Genomic DNA, 16,095 nt, shown 5'->3' on the forward strand with positions numbered 1-16,095 from the left:
ATGTCGTTTACCCCGAAGCACCTCGAAGCCATCGAGCGCGCCATCGCACGCGGTGAAAAGACCGTGCGCTACAGCGACCGCACGGTGGAATACCGCTCTATCGACGAACTGCTCAAGGCCCGCGACGAGATCCGCACATCGCTGACCAGCGCCGCCGGGCCACGCTCTCGCGTGATTCGGCTCACCCACGGAGGCAAGGGACTCTAATGGCCCGACATTATCCGACGTTGACCCGTAACGGATTCTTGCTGCCGTCGAACATCAAGGCCAGTTACGAAGGCGCCGGGGAGGGCCGGCGCTCGGCCAGTTGGGAAGCCAGCGACAACGGCATCAACAGCATCAATACTCCAGCCCTGCGCAATCTGCGGGCCCGCTCGCGGGCGGCGGTACGCAATGACCCGTACGCGTTCAACGTCATCGACAAGCGCGTCAGTAACCTGATCGGCACTGGCATCACGCCCAGGCCGACCACGGACGACGCGGCACTGCGCAAACTCAAGCAGCAGCTGTGGGATGACTGGGTGGATGAGGCCGACGCCGACGAGCTGACCGACTTCTACGGCATGCAGGCCCTGGTGGCGCGCACTGTCGAAACAGCCGGCGAGTGCTTTGTGCGGCTGCGGCCGCGCAGCCCGAGCGAAGGTTTGGCGGTGCCGCTGCAGTTGCAGGCGCTGGGCCCGGAGTTTGTCCCCCACGACAAGTTCGAGACCGCCAAAAACGGCAACGTGATCCGCGCCGGGATCGAGTTCAACCCGGCGGGCAAGCGTGTGGCGTATTGGATGTATCTGTCGCACCCACGGGATTCGTCGTCGTTGAACGCGGGGTACAACCAACTGGTGCGGGTGCCGGCTGCGCAGGTGCTACATATCTTTGAACCGATGGAGCCCGGTCAGTTGCGCGGCGTGCCGCGTTTGGCCCCGGTGTTGAAGCGCCTGCGCAGCCTGGATAACTACGATGATGCGGTGCTGTTCCGTCAGGAAGTGGCGAACCTGTTTGCCGGTTTCATCAAGCGGCCATCACCGGAGATGGGACAACAGCCGCGTGACCCTGTCACAGGGCAACTCCTGACGACCGACCGCGACGGCTTCACGCCGATGGTCGCCCTTGAGCCCGGCACCATGCAGGAGCTGGGGCCAGGTGAAGAGGTGGAGTTCTCCAAACCACCGGACGCCGGCAACAACTACCCGGACTTTATGCGTCAGCAGCTGATGGCTGCGGCGGCAGGGTCGGGCACGCCGTACGAGATCCTCACCGGCGACATGCGGGAGGTCAACGACCGGGCGCTGCGAGTGGTGCTCAACGAATTCCGGCGCCGCCTGGAGCAGCTGCAATTCGGCGTGTATGTGCATCAGCTGTGTCGCCCGGTCCGAGCTGCCTGGATGGACATGGCGGTGCTGTCTGGCGCCCTGGTGCTGCCGGACTACGCGCAACGTCGGCGTGAATACCTGCGCACGCGTTGGGTACCGCAAGGGTGGGCCTACATCCAACCGGTGCAGGACGTGCAGGCGCGGCGGATGGAAGTACAGGCGGGCTTTGCCTCACGCAGCGAGATGGTGCTGCGTACCGGCTACGACGCGGAAACGGTCGATACGGAAAACGCTGCTGATCTCGTCAGGGCCACGGGCCTTGGCCTCAACTACACGACGCTTGAAGCCATCGAGACGTTTGATGACAAGGAACAACCATGAGCAAAAAGACGAAGCCCCGCGTTTATGACAAGGCGGGCAAGCAGGTCAAGGTCGCCGATAAAAGCTGGTACACGTTTCAGGCCACCGGCGAAGCCGAACAGCGCAACATCGAGATCTTCGTTTACGGCGAGATCGGCGCCTGGGGCGTCACAGCCAATCAGTTCGTACAGGATCTGCGCGCCATGGATGACGGCGTCTCCCCGGTGATTGTCGCGTTCAACAGCATTGGCGGTGACCTGTTCGACGGCCTGGCGATCCACAACGCGCTGTCGCGTTTGGGCGAGCGCTGCACCGGGCGCATTGATGCCCTGGCAGCCAGCGCGGCCAGTGTCGCGGTGTGCGGCGCTCGCCGGGTGGTGATCGCGGCCAACGCCATGTTCATGATCCACAACCCTTACACCTTTACCGGTGGCGATGCCGAAGACTTCCGACGTGTTGCCGATGTACTGGACCAGACTCTAGAAGCGATCATCGCGGCTTACAAAGCCAAATCGCCGGACATCGACGAGGTCGAGTTGCGGCGCATGGTCAACGCCGAGACCTGGCTCACCGCCAATGAAGCGGTGGCGTTGGGTCTGGCTGATGAAGTGGGTGACGGCCTCAAGGTCAGCGCCTGCCTTGGCCAGGGCAGCGTGCTGCAGCGTTTCCAGCATGTCCCGCCTGAGTTGCTCGCTCAGCTGGATGAAGAGCCAGATGTCGAACCGACAGAGCCAGTTAATCAGCCTGATCCGGCTCCTGTGCTGGACGCCGCCGGATTGGCACTACTGGTCACCAAGAGTTGCGCGGCGGCGGGCATCAGCAACCTGGTAGAGCCGCTTCTCGCTACCACCAAGCTGGAAAGCGAAGCGGTAGTCACGGCGTCGCTGACCAGGGCGAAAGCGCTTCACGGCCTTTGTGTTGCAGCACGCTTGCCTGAACTGACCGGCGAGTTTATTACGGCGGGCCTGGATGAAGCTGCGGTCAGGGCGCGCCTGTTCGACAAGCTGGTGAGCAGTGGCGGCGGCTTTGAAATCAACAACAGTCTGCCGCTGGACAATGACCCTGAACCCACGGTCAAGGCCAAGCAGGTCGACACCCAAGCAATCTGGAGCAGTCGTCAGGCAGCTCAGAACGGAACCTCGAAAGGAGCAAGAGCATGAAAACCGAATCGATGCACGCGGGCGAGTTTCTGCTGTCCGAAGGCGCTGGCAATATTTCCCGCGAAGCGATCAACGTCGCGGCGGGTGCAGCGCTAGAGCCGGGCCAGATCCTGGGCCTGATCACCGCCACCAGCGAATTTGCGCCGTATCAGCCAACCGCTGAGGACGGCACCGAAAACGCCATCGCGATCCTCTATGGCCCGTTGGGCGAGTCCGATGTTTCTCGTCGCGGTCGCGCTGTCGTGCGCTTGGCGGAGGTCAGCGAGGCCCACCTGACTGGTCTCGACCCTGCCGCCGAAAAGGCCCTGGCCGCCCATTTCCTGATCGTCCGCTAAGACGTTCACCCCCACCTATCCATCCCGCCGCGAGCGGGATTTTTCGTTTCTGGAGAGTACACCCATGGCCGATATCGCCATTTTTGAAGACGATGCGTTCAGCGTCTCCTCGCTGACCGCTGCAATCAATGACCAGGAATACTTGCCTGGCCGCATCAGCAGCTTGGGCCTGTTTCGCGAAGAGGGCATCAGCACCCTGACCGTGCAGATCGAGAAGGACGGCGACACCCTGGCGCTGGTACCAGCCGGTGAGCGTGGTACATCGGGTCTGGTGGTTGGCGGGACCAAGCGTACGTTGATCCCGTTCAACACCGTGCACCTGCCGGAACGCTTTACCATCAAGGCGGATGAGATCCAGGGCATTCGCGCCTTTGGCACCCGCAGCGAATTGCAGGCCGTCCAGGACGTGGTCAACAAGCGCCTGGCGAAGGCCCGTCGCCAGTTGGATGCCACCCACGAATTCCAACGCATGGGCGCGTTGAACGGCCAAGTGCTGGATGCCGACGGTAAGACAGTGTTGTTGGATCTCTACAAAACGTTCGGCGTAACCCGTAAAAAGATGTCCATGGGGCTTAGCAACCCGGATACCGAACTTCGTGTCCGTGCTGGCGAAGCGCTCGATATGCAAGAGGAGGCTTTGGGTAGTGTCACCAGCAGCGGCGCACGCGCGCTTTGCGGGAAAAACTTCTGGAATAAGCTGATCGTTCACAAGTCTCTCAAAGAAACGTACCTCAACACTCAGCAAGCTGCCGAGCTGCGCGGTGATGGGCGTGAAAGCTTTGAGTTCGGTGGGATCGTCTGGGAGCGTTATCGCGGCAAGATCGCGGGTGTTTCGTTTATCCACGACGACAAAGCGTTGCTGATTCCTGAAGGCGTTCCGGACCTGTATATCTCGTCCTTCGCACCGGCTGACTATATGGAAACGGTCAACACCCAAGGCATCCCGTACTACAGCAAGATCGAGCCGCTGCCCTTCAACAAGGGCGTAGCAGGTGAAGCCCAGTCCAACCCGCTGCATATGTGCACGCGGCCCCTGGCGCAGATCCTGCTGGAAATGTGACCGTGGCCTTCCGCGATCTGATAGACGACATCGACGATGTGGTGTTCGAAACCCTGGGCGATTCAGCTCAGATCGAAGGCCGCGCCGAGCCGGTCTTGGGCATGTTCTCTGCACCGTGGAAGCAGCCTGCGTTCGGCAAGGTCCACTCCGCCATACGCGAGCCTCGCTTTGAGATCCGCGTGAAGGATTCGGAAGGTCTCAGCAAAGGCCTTCGGGTCACGGTCGACGTGCCGGCATTAGATGGTGGTGGCGAATACGACCTGCTGCAGCTGGAGCCCGACGGTAATGGACTGGTGGCCTTGATCTTGAGGAAACGTGCATGAGCGTCGGCAGCTACGTACATAAGACGCGGGACAGCGGGATGCTCAATATCCAGCCGTCAGCGGTGCATTCCCAGGCGTTACGCGAGTTCGGGCAGTTAGTGCCCAAGGCTGCTGCAGCGGCCCAGCGTCGAGCAATCAATAAGACGCTGGGCAGGCTGCGCACTCACATCGCCCGAGCAGTTGGTAAGCAGGAGCGGATCGCCATCGGCGCCGTCCGGCAACGCCTTCGGGCGTACCCGGTCAGCGGCGGGGCGATGCGCGGCAAGTTGTGGTTCGGGGTCAACGCAATCGAGGCCAGTCGGATCGGGAAGGCTCGGCAAACCCGTGCCGGTGTGTCAGTGGCAGGGCGACGTTACCAAGGCGCGTTCTTCAAGCAGGTGTATGGGGGCAGCCCTGATATCTGGATTCGCACGTCGAGCAAGCATTTCAACGCCACGGACTACCCCGGCAGTACACAGGGGCGGCGCAGCTCTGGCTTCATCGCGGAAAGCGATAACCGCTTTCCGCTGGCGAAAGCCAAGGTGTCGCTTGACCAAGTGCGACCGCACTTCGATAGCTGGGTCAAACGCGCCGATGAAATCCTGCTGGAGATCCTCAAGCAAGAACTCAACTTTGAACTGCAGAAGTACCTCAAGGGGGTCGCCCGTGTCTGATCAGCCTTTCAGCCTGGCCCATTTGTATGAAGCCGTTGAGCAGCACCTGCAGGAATATCTACCGGGGATTCAGGGCGTGTCGTTCTGGCCGGATCTGTCGGCGGAGACCACCCTCCCTACGCCCGTAGTGCTGCTGGAAATGGCCGAGATGGAGCCGGCGCAGGACACCGGCACCGGTGAAACCTCGCTGACCTGCAAGTTCGAGGCGCGAATCGTCGTCGACTCGATCAGCACGGATCCGCAACGTCAGGCTGTGCAACTGGCGTCTCAATTGGCGGTGCTTCTGCGCGGGCAAAGCTGGGGCTTGGAGGTCGACTGCGCCGTGTTCGTGCGCTCTACCCAGGACTGGACCAAGCCCGAACTGGACGGCTACTTCGTCTGGCTGGTGGAGTGGGATCAGACCATTTACCTGGGCGTCGAGGAGTGGCCGTGGCCGGATGAACCGCCGGGTTCTCTGGTCATCGATCTGGGGCCGGGTGTTGGGCAGATCAAGCCGGAGGAACTGCAATGAGTTACGCCACGGCTCAGCATGATCGGATGATCGCTTCCACGGTGATGCCCTGCGTTGTAGTGGCGGTAGATTTGCCTGCCGCCATGGTGCGCGTGCAGTCGGGTGACTGGACCAGCGCGTGGGTGCGTTGGCATAGCCAGGCGGCTGGCAAGGCGCGCCACTGGCGGGTGCCGAGCCTGGGCGAGCAGGGCGCGTTGATCAGTCCCAGCGGCGAGCCGGCTATGGGCACGTTCCTCCCCGGTCTGTACGGCAATGCCGGGGCGCAACCGGACAACCGTGACCATGTCGAGGTTTGGCGGTTCGACGATGGCGGCTCCCTGGTCTACGACTGGGAGGCCCACAGCTACACCATCGACCTGCCGGCCGGCACCGTCACGGTTAAGGTAGGTGGCTCGGTGCTTGAGATGACACCGGACAGCACGCGACTGGTATCGGGCGCGATCAATCTGGTGGGCACCATCACCATCGACGGTACAACCCAGATTAACGGCAAGTTGAATACGACCGGCGACATCAACAGTGCTGGCAAGGTCATCGACGTCGGCGGCAACACGCCGAACCATAAACACTGATCCCGACCCGCCTAGTGCGGGTTTTTCGTTTTAGGAGCATCCATTGATGAGCAGGAACAAACCCGACAGCCAGGACGAGATTGGGCCCGGCCGCGTGTTTCGCGACACGCTCTTTACCTCCCGCACATTGGTGCTGCCCGATGGCAGCACTATGGCCGTGAGCAAGGCCCGCGTGACGGCCACCACCGACGAGCAGCTCGCTTTCCTTATGACCCACCCGGAAATGGTGCAGGAGTAACCCTGATGATCGGAATGGATCGCCGCACCGGTCAACCGCTGTCCGGGCTCGACCATCTCCGGCAGTCCATCGGGGACATTCTCTCCACGCCGGTCGGCAGTCGGAGGATGCGACCTGAATACGGCAGCCAGATCCGGCGCTTTGTCGACCTGCCGGTTAACGCAGGTTGGAAGAGCGCCGTACAGGCCGAAGCGGCTCGCTCGCTGGAGCGATGGGAGCCGCGGCTAAAGCTCGAACAGGTGCAGGTCGTCGCCATTGTCGGCGGGCGCATCGACTTCAAATTAACCGGTGAATACCAGGGCGAACGCCTGCTGCTGGAGGTGTCGGCATGAGCACAGTAGATTTATCGGCACTGCCGGCGCCGCAGGTGCTGGAGGCCTTGGACTACGAAGCGTTGTACGAAGAAGGGCTTGCTGCCTTTCGAGGGCACATGGGCGACAACTGGTCGGCAGCGCTGGAGAGCGACCCGGTGGTCAAGCTAGTGGAGCTGGGGGCGTACGGCAAGATGCAGAACCGGGCACGGGTTAACGATGCGGCCAAGGCGCTGATGTTGGCGTACGCCGAGAAGGACGATCTGGACCAGCTTGCAGCCAACGTCAAACTCCAGCGCCTAGTGATTCAACCGGCCAACCTGCAGGCGGTGCCTCCAGTGGAGGAGGTCAGGGAATCGGACGATGCCCTGCGTGAGCGTATCCAACTGGTGTATGAAGGGCTGACCACCGCCGGCCCGCGCAACAGCTACATCTTCCATGCGCGCAACGCCTCGGCGCTGGTGGCCGATGCCACGGCAGAAAGCCCATCACCGGCCGTAGTGGTGGTGACTGTGCTGAGCCTCGCCGGCAAAGGCAAAGCCGACCAGGCTCTGCTCGACCAGGTATACGCCAAGCTTAGTGATGATGACATTCGTCCGGTGGGCGACCGCTTGACAGTGCAAAGCGCACAGATCCTGGAGTACCGGATTGATGCGGTGTTGCATATGACCGGTGCCGGTCCTGAAAACGACGCCTTCTTGGCTGAGGCGATCAAGCGCCTCGCGGCCTGGATCAATCCGCGTAAACGCCTGGCTCTGGAAGTCGCCCGATCTGCTATCGACGCGCAGCTGCATGTCGGTGGCGTCGGCCGAGTCGAGCTTAAAAACTGGGTCGACCTGAAACCGACCAAGTTCCAAGCCGCCTATTGCACAGGTTTCAGCGTCGTCCTAGGGGGCTCCACATGACCAGTCTGCTCCCCTTGAACAGCACGCAACTGGAGCGCGCCATTGAGGCCGCCCTGGCCGAGAAAACCGAGATCCCGCTGCGTACCCTGTACAACCCGGATACCTGTCCGGCGCATCTGCTGCCTTGGCTGGCCTGGACCTGGTCGGTCGACCGCTGGGACAACAAATGGACGGAAGCCGTCAAGCGCTCGGCCATCCGCTCCGCGTTTTACGTGCATGCGCACAAGGGCACCATTGGCGCGTTGCGCAGGGTGGTCGAGCCGCTCGGCTACCTGATCGAGGTGCTGGAGTGGTGGCAGACCACGCCCAAGGGTATTCCCGGCACCTTCGCGTTGAAGGTTGGCGTACTGGACACCGGCATCACCGAAGAGATGTACCTGGAGCTGGAGCGTCTGATCGACGACGCCAAACCCGTTAGTCGGCCGCTGACAGGACTCGCGATCAGCCTCGAAACCCAAGGCGCCATAAACATCGGTGTCGCCCTCTACGAAGGCGACGTAATCGACGTCTACCCACCCGTGCAACGTGACATCGAAGTCACGGGCTACATCGGCGTGGTCGGGCGCGAACACAGCATAGACACTCTGGACGTTTACCCATGATTGATCGCAACTCGCAATTTATGGCGATCCTCACCAACGTGGGGGCCGCGAAGCTGGCGAACGCCAACGCCCTGGGCATTCCCTGGAACCTCACTGCGCTGGGGGTAGGGGATGCCAACGGCACCGACCCAATCCCCAGTGCAACCCAGACCAAGCTGATCAACGAGCAGCGGCGGGCGCCACTGAATCAACTGCGCGTCGATCCGGTTAACGCGGCGGTGATCATTGCCGAGCAGGTGATCCCGGCAGACGTCGGCGGCTGGTGGATTCGCGAAATCGGTGTGTACGATTCGGACGGCGACCTGGTCGCGGTTTCCAATTGTGCGCCTAGCTACAAATCGTTGCTGGACCAGGGATCAGGCCGCACGCAGATTGTGCGGATGAACTTCATTGTTTCCAGCATCAACAACATCGTGTTGAAGATCGACCCCGCCATCGTCCTGGCGACTCGCGAGTACGTTGATTTAGCGATCACCGAGGCGATCAACAAGCAAGACTTCAAGCATTCGGTGCTTGTGGCTACCACGGCAAACATTGCCCTGACGGGTATCCAGACAATCGACGGTGTGTTGTTGTCGGCTGACGCCCGTGTTCTGGTGAAGAATCAGGCCCAGGCGAAGGACAACGGTATTTACCTTGTGCCGGCCAGCGGTGCCTGGAAACGTGCCCAGGATGCTGACACTAGTATTGAAGTGACGCCGGGCCTGTTTGTGCATGTCGAGAAGGGCACGGCCAACGGCGACAGCGTTTGGCAACTGGTGACGGATGCGCCGATTATGCTTGGCACCACTGCGCTGACCTTTGAAATGGTTGCGGGGCGTACAGGCATTGGCGCTGGCACCTACCGTAGCGTGACCGTGGACAAGCTCGGTCGCGTTATTGCGGGAACGAACCCCACGACACTCGCTGGCGCGGGTATTACGGATGCCATGCCGATTGGGACGGGTGGTTTGATGACCAGCGCTCCGATGGTCGCGGGCGCAATCTCAGGCCTTCCTACAACTCAGTTTTTTGCGGCTTCGGAAGGTAACACTACTGATATTCCGGCAAGTATGACCTATGCAGTAGGTCTGCATATAAAGTATCCGGGTCCGGCTGGGGCTTACTGTCTCGATATTGTATCAAGTGTTACTGCGGAGGATTTTAGAATTAGGTACACGGGCGCCGGTGGGCCCGCTGCTTATCGTGTTCTGTGGCACTCTGGCAACTTTACTCCGGACTCAAAAGTAAACGGGGATGACGCTACTGGCGTAGGGTTTGCGTCGGCAAACATTGAATACCCGTACATTTGGAGCAAGACTGCCAATGCTGCTATTTTTTTGCAAAGGCGTCTTGACTTTACACCTGTTCAACAGGGCGGCGGGATTGGGCAGGCCACTAATAAAGTTAAAATTGGGTGGTCCTCTAATGGACTTAAAGCAACAGTAGATGAAAGCGATCTTGGATTCATTTGGTGTGAAAACAACTTCAAGCCATCTGAATACATTAAAAAAGGACAAAACGTCCCCTCGTTTTCAAATCCGACCTTTGGTTCGGGGAATACTGGCGCTATAGGTACAGTTAACACGGTTAATACGGGTTCTTTTCAAGTTTCCAACGAGGGCAATGCAGCCGCATCAGCGTCTATATGCTTTCACCGTGCGGGCGTCTATGCAGCCTATTTGGGTCTTGATACGGACAATCAGTTTAAGGTTGGTGGCGCATCTATGGGCCTGGTGGCCCACACGCTTTGGCACTCCGGTAACAGGCCGAAAGACACTGCGCTTCTCGCTGCTAACGGCTGGAGTAAGAACGCAGACACTGGAGAAATCAAGCAATGGGTTGAGGTCATAGTCGATGATATTTCATCTACAAAAACCTTGAGCGTAGCGTGGCCTTTTAAATTTCCTACCCGATTTTTAAATGCGCAGATTACTTTTAGGATTCCTTCAAGTACTGGCTGGTGTACGGCAGTAGGCACTTATTATGATGCTACCCCCACGGGTTGCATGATGCGCGTGGAGGAGTGGGCGTCGGTGCTTCAAACGGGGATGGTTGCAATTGTTGAGGCGCGAGGTGATTAACACGTGAAAATATTCTATAGCTGTAAAGAAAATGCGTTCTTCAACGAGGTGTTACACGGAACTCGAACAATTACAGTTCCCGATCCGAATTGGATACAGCCAATTACCCGCGTTCCCGATCCTGAGTGGATTCAGCCAACTGTTTCAGTTCCAAACCCTGCTTGGATCGAGGGGGATGAGTCAGTAGGTCAAACTATTTTTGTGCCTGATCCTGACGCAGTGGTGCCGTTAATTGAAACGCCAGATTACAGCGCTGTACCGCCGTTGATTGTAGTGCCCAACCCCAAGTGTTTGTTGCCGCCAGAATCCGAGCTAGTGGACGTTTCTCAGGAAGAACATGACGAAATCTACCGGGTACTTTCGCTGGGCGGGTCGATCCTTGTACCTGACAAAAAGGGTCGTCCGAGTACAGCACCAGCGCCGCCGCCTACAGTAGAGGATCTGAAAAACCGCGAGCGTGCCCTCCGTGACCGGGCGTTGCTGCAGACTGATCCGCTGATCTCGCGTCATCGTGACGAACTGGAGGCCGAGCGCCCTACAACCCTCACTGCCGAGCAGTACAAGCAGTTGCAGGGCTACCGCCAGGATCTGCGCGACTGGCCCGAATCGGAACATTTCCCGGCAGTCGAGTACCGGCCGGTACAGCCGGCATGGCTGGCTGAGTTGATCCAATAACGCCCCGCACTGACGGGGCGTTTTCTTTTCCGTTACGCGTAACACGAACAACCTACGGCCTCGCTTATGCGGGGCTTTCTCGTTTCTGGAGTTCAATCATGAGTGGATTCTTTCACGGCGTCACCGTGACCAACGTCGACACCGGCACGCGGCCTATCGCGGTGCCGTCCTCGTCCATCATCGGGCTTTGCGACACCTTCACGCCTGGTCCCAATGCCAGCGCCTTGCCCAATCAACTGATGCTGATCACCCGCGAAAGCGAAGCCATCGCCGCCTGGGGGCCAGATGCGGCGATCACCAAGGCGGTCAAGGCCATCTATGTTCGCTCCAAGGCCGTGATCGTCGCCTGCGGCGTGGAGAAGCTGGCCGACGCCGCCGCGCAGACCTCGGCCATCATTGGTGGGGTCTTGGCGAACGGCACCCGTACCGGCATGCAGGCGCTGCTCGACGGCAAGAGCCGCTTTAACGCGCAGCCTCGTTTGCTGACCGCGCCCAAACACACCGCGACGCTGGCCGCCGCCACGGCGCTTGTCGCCCTGAGCGACAAGCTACGTGCCCTGGCGATCATCGACGGCCCCAACACCACTGACGAAGCGGCCATGGAGTACCGCAAGAACTTCGGCAGCAAGCGCGTGTTCCTGGTCGACCCTGGCGTGCAGTACTGGGACACCGCGCTCAGTGCCACCATCGACGCACCCAGTTCTGCCTGGGTCGCTGGGCTCTTCGCTTGGGCCGATTCGGAGTACGGCTTTTGGGCTTCTCCGTCGAACAAGGAGTTTGTTGGTCTCACCGGCACCGGTCGCCCAATCGAGTTCCTGGATGGCGACGAAACCTGCCGGGCGAACCTGCTCAACAACGCGCAGATCACCACCATCATCCGTGATGACGGCTACCGCCTGTGGGGCAACCGCACCTGTTCCAGCGATCCGAAGTGGGCGTTCGTAACCCGTGTTCGGACCATGGACATCGTCATGGATGCGATCCTGTACGGCCACAAATGGGCGGTTGACCGCTCGATCACCAGGACCTACGTCAGCGACGTGACCGAAGGCCTCGCGGCGTTCATGCGTGACCTGAAAAACCAGGGGGCGGTGATCAACTTCGAGGTGTTCGCTGACCCCGTACTGAACACGGCAAGCCAGTTGGAGCAGGGCAAGGTGTACTGGAACATTCGCTTCACCGACGTTCCGCCGGCAGAAAACCCCAACTTCCGCGTCGAGGTCACCAACCAGTGGCTGACCGAAGTTCTCGATACCAACGCATAAAGGAGAGCCGCCGATGGTTCCGCAAACGCTCTACAACATGAACGCCCATATCGATGGCGTCAGCTTTGCCGGGGATATCACCAGCGTGACCCTTCCCAAGATGACCCTGAAAACCGAGGAGCATCGCGCCGGGGGCATGGATGCTCCGGTCGAGATGGATCAGGGCATGGAGAAACTGGAGGCCAGTTTCGCCGGCAAGGGCGTACGCCCTGAGGCCATGAAGTTTTACGGCCTGGCTGATCAGACCGCCTTCAACGCGGTGTTCCGTGGCTCCTTTAAAGGTCAACGAGGCGCTACCACTGCGGTGGTTGCCACCCTTCGCGGCATGCTCAAAGAGATCGATCCAGGCGACTGGAAAGCCGGTGAAGCCGGCGAGTTCAAGTACGCCGTGGCGGTCAGCTATTACAAGCTCGAAGTCGCCGGTCGGCTGATGTACGAGATCGATCCGGTCAACTGCGTCCGGGTCATCAACGGTGTCGATCAACTTGCCAGCGTCCGTCGCGACCTGGGTCTGTAACGGAAAGGTATCTCATGAAAAAGCTGAAACAGCTTCCATCCTGGCTCACGGTCACCTCCGATAGTGCAACGGTCGTCCTCACTCGTCCAGCCGATATCAACGGCGAGAGGCTCGAGCAGTTGAGCCTACGCGCACCGACTTTGCGGGAAGTACGCGCCTCGGACGCGATAGGCGGCGATGACGCGGTATTGCGTGAAGTGACCTTGTTCGCCTCGCTGACTAATGCGGGCACCAAGGACATTGATGGTCTCACGTTGGTTGACTACGGACGGGTGCAGTCGGCCTATTCCCGCATACTTCAGGACAGCGGTATTCCTGAGAGGAAGGATGAAACACCTGGCTGGTTGGCCGTTGATCTTGAGCGGGCGGTGGTGACGTTGTCCAAACCCTGCGAGATCAAAGAGGTGAAGGTAGACCGCCTGATTCTGCGCGCACCCACGGTTCGCGACGTGCGCGCTGCAGCGTCCGCCTCCAATGGCGATGACGAACAACGCGAGACCATCCTCCTGGCCAACCTTACTGAAACCGACATCAAGGATCTGGAGGGGCTCAAGCTGACGGACTACCAGCGGCTACAAGCCGCCTACTTTCGCCTGGTGCAGGATGACGGGATTTAACGCCTCCCTGCAGAAGCGGGCCGCGAAACGCCTGGCTGCGGAGTTCTCCTTCGCGGCCAGCGAAATCGAGACCATGCCCTTTTCCACGATGATCTGGTGGCTCACGGACTGAGCCCCGCATCCCTGCCCGGAGTAATCCCATGGCAAACAACCTGGCGCTCGGCCTGGTCATCGGCGGCGCCGTCAGCTCCACAGTCGGCGCGGCCTTCAAGGACGTTGAAGGCCGTATCAAGAAACTCGGCGAAACCGGCACCAAGGCCCGCGTGCTGCAGAGCACCATCGGCGACACTATCCGCCTGCGGGACGAATGGAAAAAGGCCCACGACACCGGCGCCGCGTCAGCTGACGGCCTGCTGCGAAAGCTGGAAGGCAACCTCAAAACCCTGAAAGAGCAAGGTATTGAAGTTGGCAAACTGCGCAAGGAATACCAAGCCCTCGGCCAGGTAGCGCGTGGCGCGGAACTCAAGGCGCTGGGCCATACACAGATCCAGCAAGGCAAAGAGGGGATGAAGAACTCCCTCGGCAAAGCTGCGGCATTGACGGCATCGCTGGCGATTCCGACCAAGGTCTCCGGCGATTACCAGGCGCAGATCCGCCAGATGTCGTTGTGGGCCCACACCGCCGGTACCGACGATGAGGCCGAACTGGCAGCGAGCATCAGCAAGGTCGCGGCGGAGAAGGGCATGAGCCAGCAACTGCTGGCGAAGTCGGTCGGCGCCTTGATCGAAAAGGGCGTGGATTGGGATGTGGCCACCGCCTATGCGGGGCAGATCGCCGACCTGATCGACGGCCAGGGCATGGAGCCTGAAACCATCGCGACCCTGATCAACTCCTTCAAAGAGGCCGGGGTCAAGCAGGGGGATATGGCGGCGATGTTGGGCCAGGTTGCAGCGGCAGGCGACATTGGCGCATTCGGTCCCAAGGACATGGCGCGGTATCTGCCGTCCATGCTCGGCAACATCAAGCGCCTAGGCATGGAAGGCCCTGAAGCCGTGCGCTTCCTCGGTGCAAGCCTGCAGTCGCAGTTCTCGCAAACCCAGGACGCGGCGGCAGCGGCCACCAATATGGACAACTTGCTCAACGCCGTGATCAGCAGTACCAGCCAGGAACGGTTTGCCAAGGAAGGATACGACCTGGCCGGCTCGATCCTCGCCGCGACCAAAAGCGGCAAGGCAGCCAACCCGGTTGATGCTTTTATCATGCTCAGCGAGCAGTTGATCAGAAAGCAGGACCCGGCCAAGGCCAAGAAAATCGAGGTGCTCAAGGCCAAGATCAAGGCCTCGGCGGATGGCAGTGCCGAAGAGGAGCAGGCCATGATCGCCCTGACCGAAGCTGCCGGGTTGGCGAACATCGTCAGCGATCAAAGCGCCAGTGCGGGTCTGCTCGCGCAGATCAAATATGGCGACAAAATCAAAGCGGATATGTCGACCATCAAGGACACGGATGGCAAGGCCAAGATCGAGGCAGACGCGGCGAAAGCGCGAGAAACGTCCAACCGGAAGTGGGCCTCCGCGACTGCCGGCATTGAATCATCGATGACGCGTATCGGTGATGCGGTGCGGCCGCTGACGGACATTGCGGCAGACGGTCTGGCGAAAGTGGCGTATTGGCTTGGGGAGTTGGCAGGGAAGTTTCCGACCGTGATCAGCGGGGCTACGGTGCTGGCGGCTGGTGTTATCAGCCTCGGTGCTGCGATCAATGCGATCAAGATCGGTAAAGGTCTGCTCAACGTAGGACGTGGCTCGCTGATGGGCAACCCCAATGTGATCCAGCGGGTGTTCGTCACCAACCCATCCAGCGGCACGGGCGGAGTTGATGTCGGCGATGGGAAGCGTCGCCGTGGCAAGGGTAAGCGTGGTCGCGGTGGTCGAGGTCCTATCCCCGGCCCGGTACCCGCAACCCCGGTCGGAGCCGTCGCCAGTCGATTCGCGCCAAATGCCATGATGGGTAAGGGTCTTGGGTTCGCCAAGGTCGGCGCACCCATGGCGCTGATCGAGGCTGGATTGATTGCTGCGGACACTTATCAGAACGCCGATACCCGCGACGAAAAAGCCGAGGGCTACGGCAACGCCGCCGGTACCTTGGCTGGCACACTGGCCGGTGCTGCAGCTGGGGCCGCGATTGGTTCGGTGGTCCCGGTGATCGGCACGGTGGTTGGCGGACTGATCGGCGGATTCCTCGGGAGTTGGGGCGGCGGTGAACTAGGCAGTGCTGTGGGCAAGGCTGCGTTTGGTGGGCCTGATACGCCGATAGAACGCTTGGCTCAGCCTTCGCCGTTGCTGCTGCCGAAACCAAGCGGGCCGGGTATCTCCCGACTCGCGCAATTGGCGCCGACTCCTAACTCCGGCCCACTTATGGGAGATGTCGCTCGCTCGCTAGTGACGGCTCCCCCTGCAGCGGCAGTGCCCGCATTGCTCAGTGCCGGCGCAGCAGCAAAACCGGACCCGGCTCGCGTCGAGCAGGCCTGGACGTTCGCTCCAACCATGCCGGTGACCGTGCAGGGCGACGTCAAGGATCCACGGCAACTGGCGCAGGAAATGATGCCGTACATGCGTCAGCTGTTCGAGGAGTTCAGCCGGGAGCAGGCGCGGCGCAATCTGTTCGATGCCCCTCACGTTTAA

General features: G+C 60.4%; 19 protein-coding genes and 1 pseudogene. All 20 read left to right on the top strand.

Annotated elements, in window-relative coordinates:
• The 20 genes and pseudogenes from RB216_RS07860 (at position 1) to RB216_RS07955 (ending at position 16,095) form a co-directional block, all read left to right on the top strand.
• The gene (locus tag RB216_RS07860; RefSeq protein ID WP_308908506.1) at positions 1–207 is read left to right on the top strand and encodes a phage head-tail joining protein; all 207 of its coding nucleotides are present in this window, start codon (positions 1–3) and stop codon (positions 205–207) included.
• On the top strand, positions 207–1,688 hold the full coding sequence (locus RB216_RS07865; RefSeq protein ID WP_308908507.1) for a phage portal protein: 1,482 nt from the start codon (positions 207–209) through the stop codon (positions 1,686–1,688). Before RB216_RS07860 ends, RB216_RS07865 begins: the two co-directional genes overlap by 1 nt.
• Positions 1,685–2,827 (top strand): head maturation protease, ClpP-related, encoded by a 1,143-nt coding sequence (locus tag RB216_RS07870; RefSeq protein ID WP_308908508.1) that lies wholly within the window; start codon positions 1,685–1,687, stop codon positions 2,825–2,827. The genes RB216_RS07865 and RB216_RS07870 overlap by 4 nt, the downstream gene beginning before the upstream one ends.
• On the top strand, positions 2,824–3,162 hold the full coding sequence (locus RB216_RS07875; protein WP_308908509.1) for a head decoration protein: 339 nt from the start codon (positions 2,824–2,826) through the stop codon (positions 3,160–3,162). Before RB216_RS07870 ends, RB216_RS07875 begins: the two co-directional genes overlap by 4 nt.
• A gap of 64 nt (positions 3,163–3,226) precedes the next feature.
• Positions 3,227–4,222 carry a major capsid protein gene (locus RB216_RS07880; protein ID WP_308908510.1) on the top strand — a complete coding sequence of 332 codons (996 nt, stop codon included), beginning with the start codon at positions 3,227–3,229 and terminating at the stop codon, positions 4,220–4,222.
• Between the two features lie 2 nt (positions 4,223–4,224).
• A complete protein-coding gene (locus RB216_RS07885; RefSeq protein WP_308908511.1) occupies positions 4,225–4,545 on the top strand; it encodes a head-tail joining protein in 321 nt (106 codons plus the stop codon).
• Positions 4,542–5,198 (top strand): hypothetical protein, encoded by a 657-nt coding sequence (locus RB216_RS07890; protein WP_069673273.1) that lies wholly within the window; start codon positions 4,542–4,544, stop codon positions 5,196–5,198. Before RB216_RS07885 ends, RB216_RS07890 begins: the two co-directional genes overlap by 4 nt.
• The gene (locus tag RB216_RS07895) at positions 5,191–5,709 is read left to right on the top strand and encodes a hypothetical protein (protein WP_308908512.1); all 519 of its coding nucleotides are present in this window, start codon (positions 5,191–5,193) and stop codon (positions 5,707–5,709) included. The genes RB216_RS07890 and RB216_RS07895 overlap by 8 nt, the downstream gene beginning before the upstream one ends.
• On the top strand, positions 5,706–6,281 hold the full coding sequence (locus RB216_RS07900) for a phage baseplate assembly protein V (protein ID WP_308908513.1): 576 nt from the start codon (positions 5,706–5,708) through the stop codon (positions 6,279–6,281). The genes RB216_RS07895 and RB216_RS07900 overlap by 4 nt, the downstream gene beginning before the upstream one ends.
• A 46-nt stretch (positions 6,282–6,327) precedes the next feature.
• Positions 6,328–6,519 carry a hypothetical protein gene (locus tag RB216_RS07905; RefSeq protein ID WP_044286799.1) on the top strand — a complete coding sequence of 64 codons (192 nt, stop codon included), beginning with the start codon at positions 6,328–6,330 and terminating at the stop codon, positions 6,517–6,519.
• A 5-nt stretch (positions 6,520–6,524) separates the two neighbouring features.
• A complete protein-coding gene (locus RB216_RS07910) occupies positions 6,525–6,851 on the top strand; it encodes a GPW/gp25 family protein (protein WP_044286800.1) in 327 nt (108 codons plus the stop codon).
• On the top strand, positions 6,848–7,735 hold the full coding sequence (locus RB216_RS07915; protein WP_308908514.1) for a baseplate assembly protein: 888 nt from the start codon (positions 6,848–6,850) through the stop codon (positions 7,733–7,735). Before RB216_RS07910 ends, RB216_RS07915 begins: the two co-directional genes overlap by 4 nt.
• Entirely contained in the window at positions 7,732–8,337 is a 606-nt protein-coding gene (locus tag RB216_RS07920) for a phage tail protein I (RefSeq protein WP_308908515.1), read from the top strand. The genes RB216_RS07915 and RB216_RS07920 overlap by 4 nt, the downstream gene beginning before the upstream one ends.
• On the top strand, positions 8,334–10,400 hold the full coding sequence (locus RB216_RS07925) for a phage tail protein (RefSeq protein ID WP_308908516.1): 2,067 nt from the start codon (positions 8,334–8,336) through the stop codon (positions 10,398–10,400). The genes RB216_RS07920 and RB216_RS07925 overlap by 4 nt, the downstream gene beginning before the upstream one ends.
• A gap of 3 nt (positions 10,401–10,403) precedes the next feature.
• Entirely contained in the window at positions 10,404–11,075 is a 672-nt protein-coding gene (locus RB216_RS07930; RefSeq protein WP_308908517.1) for a tail fiber assembly protein, read from the top strand.
• Positions 11,076–11,173: 98 nt separating this feature from the next.
• Positions 11,174–12,340 (top strand): phage tail sheath subtilisin-like domain-containing protein, encoded by a 1,167-nt coding sequence (locus RB216_RS07935; protein ID WP_308908518.1) that lies wholly within the window; start codon positions 11,174–11,176, stop codon positions 12,338–12,340.
• A 13-nt stretch (positions 12,341–12,353) separates the two neighbouring features.
• On the top strand, positions 12,354–12,857 hold the full coding sequence (locus tag RB216_RS07940; RefSeq protein ID WP_068932994.1) for a phage major tail tube protein: 504 nt from the start codon (positions 12,354–12,356) through the stop codon (positions 12,855–12,857).
• A gap of 14 nt (positions 12,858–12,871) precedes the next feature.
• Positions 12,872–13,144, top strand: a pseudogene (locus RB216_RS07945) (phage tail assembly protein); the annotation flags it as partial.
• 24 nt (positions 13,145–13,168) lie between these two features.
• Entirely contained in the window at positions 13,169–13,474 is a 306-nt protein-coding gene (locus RB216_RS07950; protein WP_236321008.1) for a phage tail assembly protein, read from the top strand.
• Between the two features lie 140 nt (positions 13,475–13,614).
• On the top strand, positions 13,615–16,095 hold the full coding sequence (locus tag RB216_RS07955) for a phage tail tape measure protein (RefSeq protein WP_308908519.1): 2,481 nt from the start codon (positions 13,615–13,617) through the stop codon (positions 16,093–16,095).

It is taken from the genome of Pseudomonas canadensis (genome assembly GCF_030980095.1).
GTDB classification, from domain to species: domain Bacteria; phylum Pseudomonadota; class Gammaproteobacteria; order Pseudomonadales; family Pseudomonadaceae; genus Aquipseudomonas; species Aquipseudomonas canadensis.

Coding starts and splice junctions, on each gene's coding strand:
- RB216_RS07860 (WP_308908506.1), top strand. CDS start 1: ATGTCGTTTACCCCGAAGCACCTCGAAGCCATCGAGCGCGCCATCGCA.
- RB216_RS07865 (WP_308908507.1), top strand. CDS start 207: ATGGCCCGACATTATCCGACGTTGACCCGTAACGGATTCTTGCTGCCG.
- RB216_RS07870 (WP_308908508.1), top strand. CDS start 1,685: ATGAGCAAAAAGACGAAGCCCCGCGTTTATGACAAGGCGGGCAAGCAG.
- RB216_RS07875 (WP_308908509.1), top strand. CDS start 2,824: ATGAAAACCGAATCGATGCACGCGGGCGAGTTTCTGCTGTCCGAAGGC.
- RB216_RS07880 (WP_308908510.1), top strand. CDS start 3,227: ATGGCCGATATCGCCATTTTTGAAGACGATGCGTTCAGCGTCTCCTCG.
- RB216_RS07890 (WP_069673273.1), top strand. CDS start 4,542: ATGAGCGTCGGCAGCTACGTACATAAGACGCGGGACAGCGGGATGCTC.
- RB216_RS07900 (WP_308908513.1), top strand. CDS start 5,706: ATGAGTTACGCCACGGCTCAGCATGATCGGATGATCGCTTCCACGGTG.
- RB216_RS07905 (WP_044286799.1), top strand. CDS start 6,328: ATGAGCAGGAACAAACCCGACAGCCAGGACGAGATTGGGCCCGGCCGC.
- RB216_RS07910 (WP_044286800.1), top strand. CDS start 6,525: ATGATCGGAATGGATCGCCGCACCGGTCAACCGCTGTCCGGGCTCGAC.
- RB216_RS07915 (WP_308908514.1), top strand. CDS start 6,848: ATGAGCACAGTAGATTTATCGGCACTGCCGGCGCCGCAGGTGCTGGAG.
- RB216_RS07920 (WP_308908515.1), top strand. CDS start 7,732: ATGACCAGTCTGCTCCCCTTGAACAGCACGCAACTGGAGCGCGCCATT.
- RB216_RS07925 (WP_308908516.1), top strand. CDS start 8,334: ATGATTGATCGCAACTCGCAATTTATGGCGATCCTCACCAACGTGGGG.
- RB216_RS07935 (WP_308908518.1), top strand. CDS start 11,174: ATGAGTGGATTCTTTCACGGCGTCACCGTGACCAACGTCGACACCGGC.
- RB216_RS07940 (WP_068932994.1), top strand. CDS start 12,354: ATGGTTCCGCAAACGCTCTACAACATGAACGCCCATATCGATGGCGTC.
- RB216_RS07955 (WP_308908519.1), top strand. CDS start 13,615: ATGGCAAACAACCTGGCGCTCGGCCTGGTCATCGGCGGCGCCGTCAGC.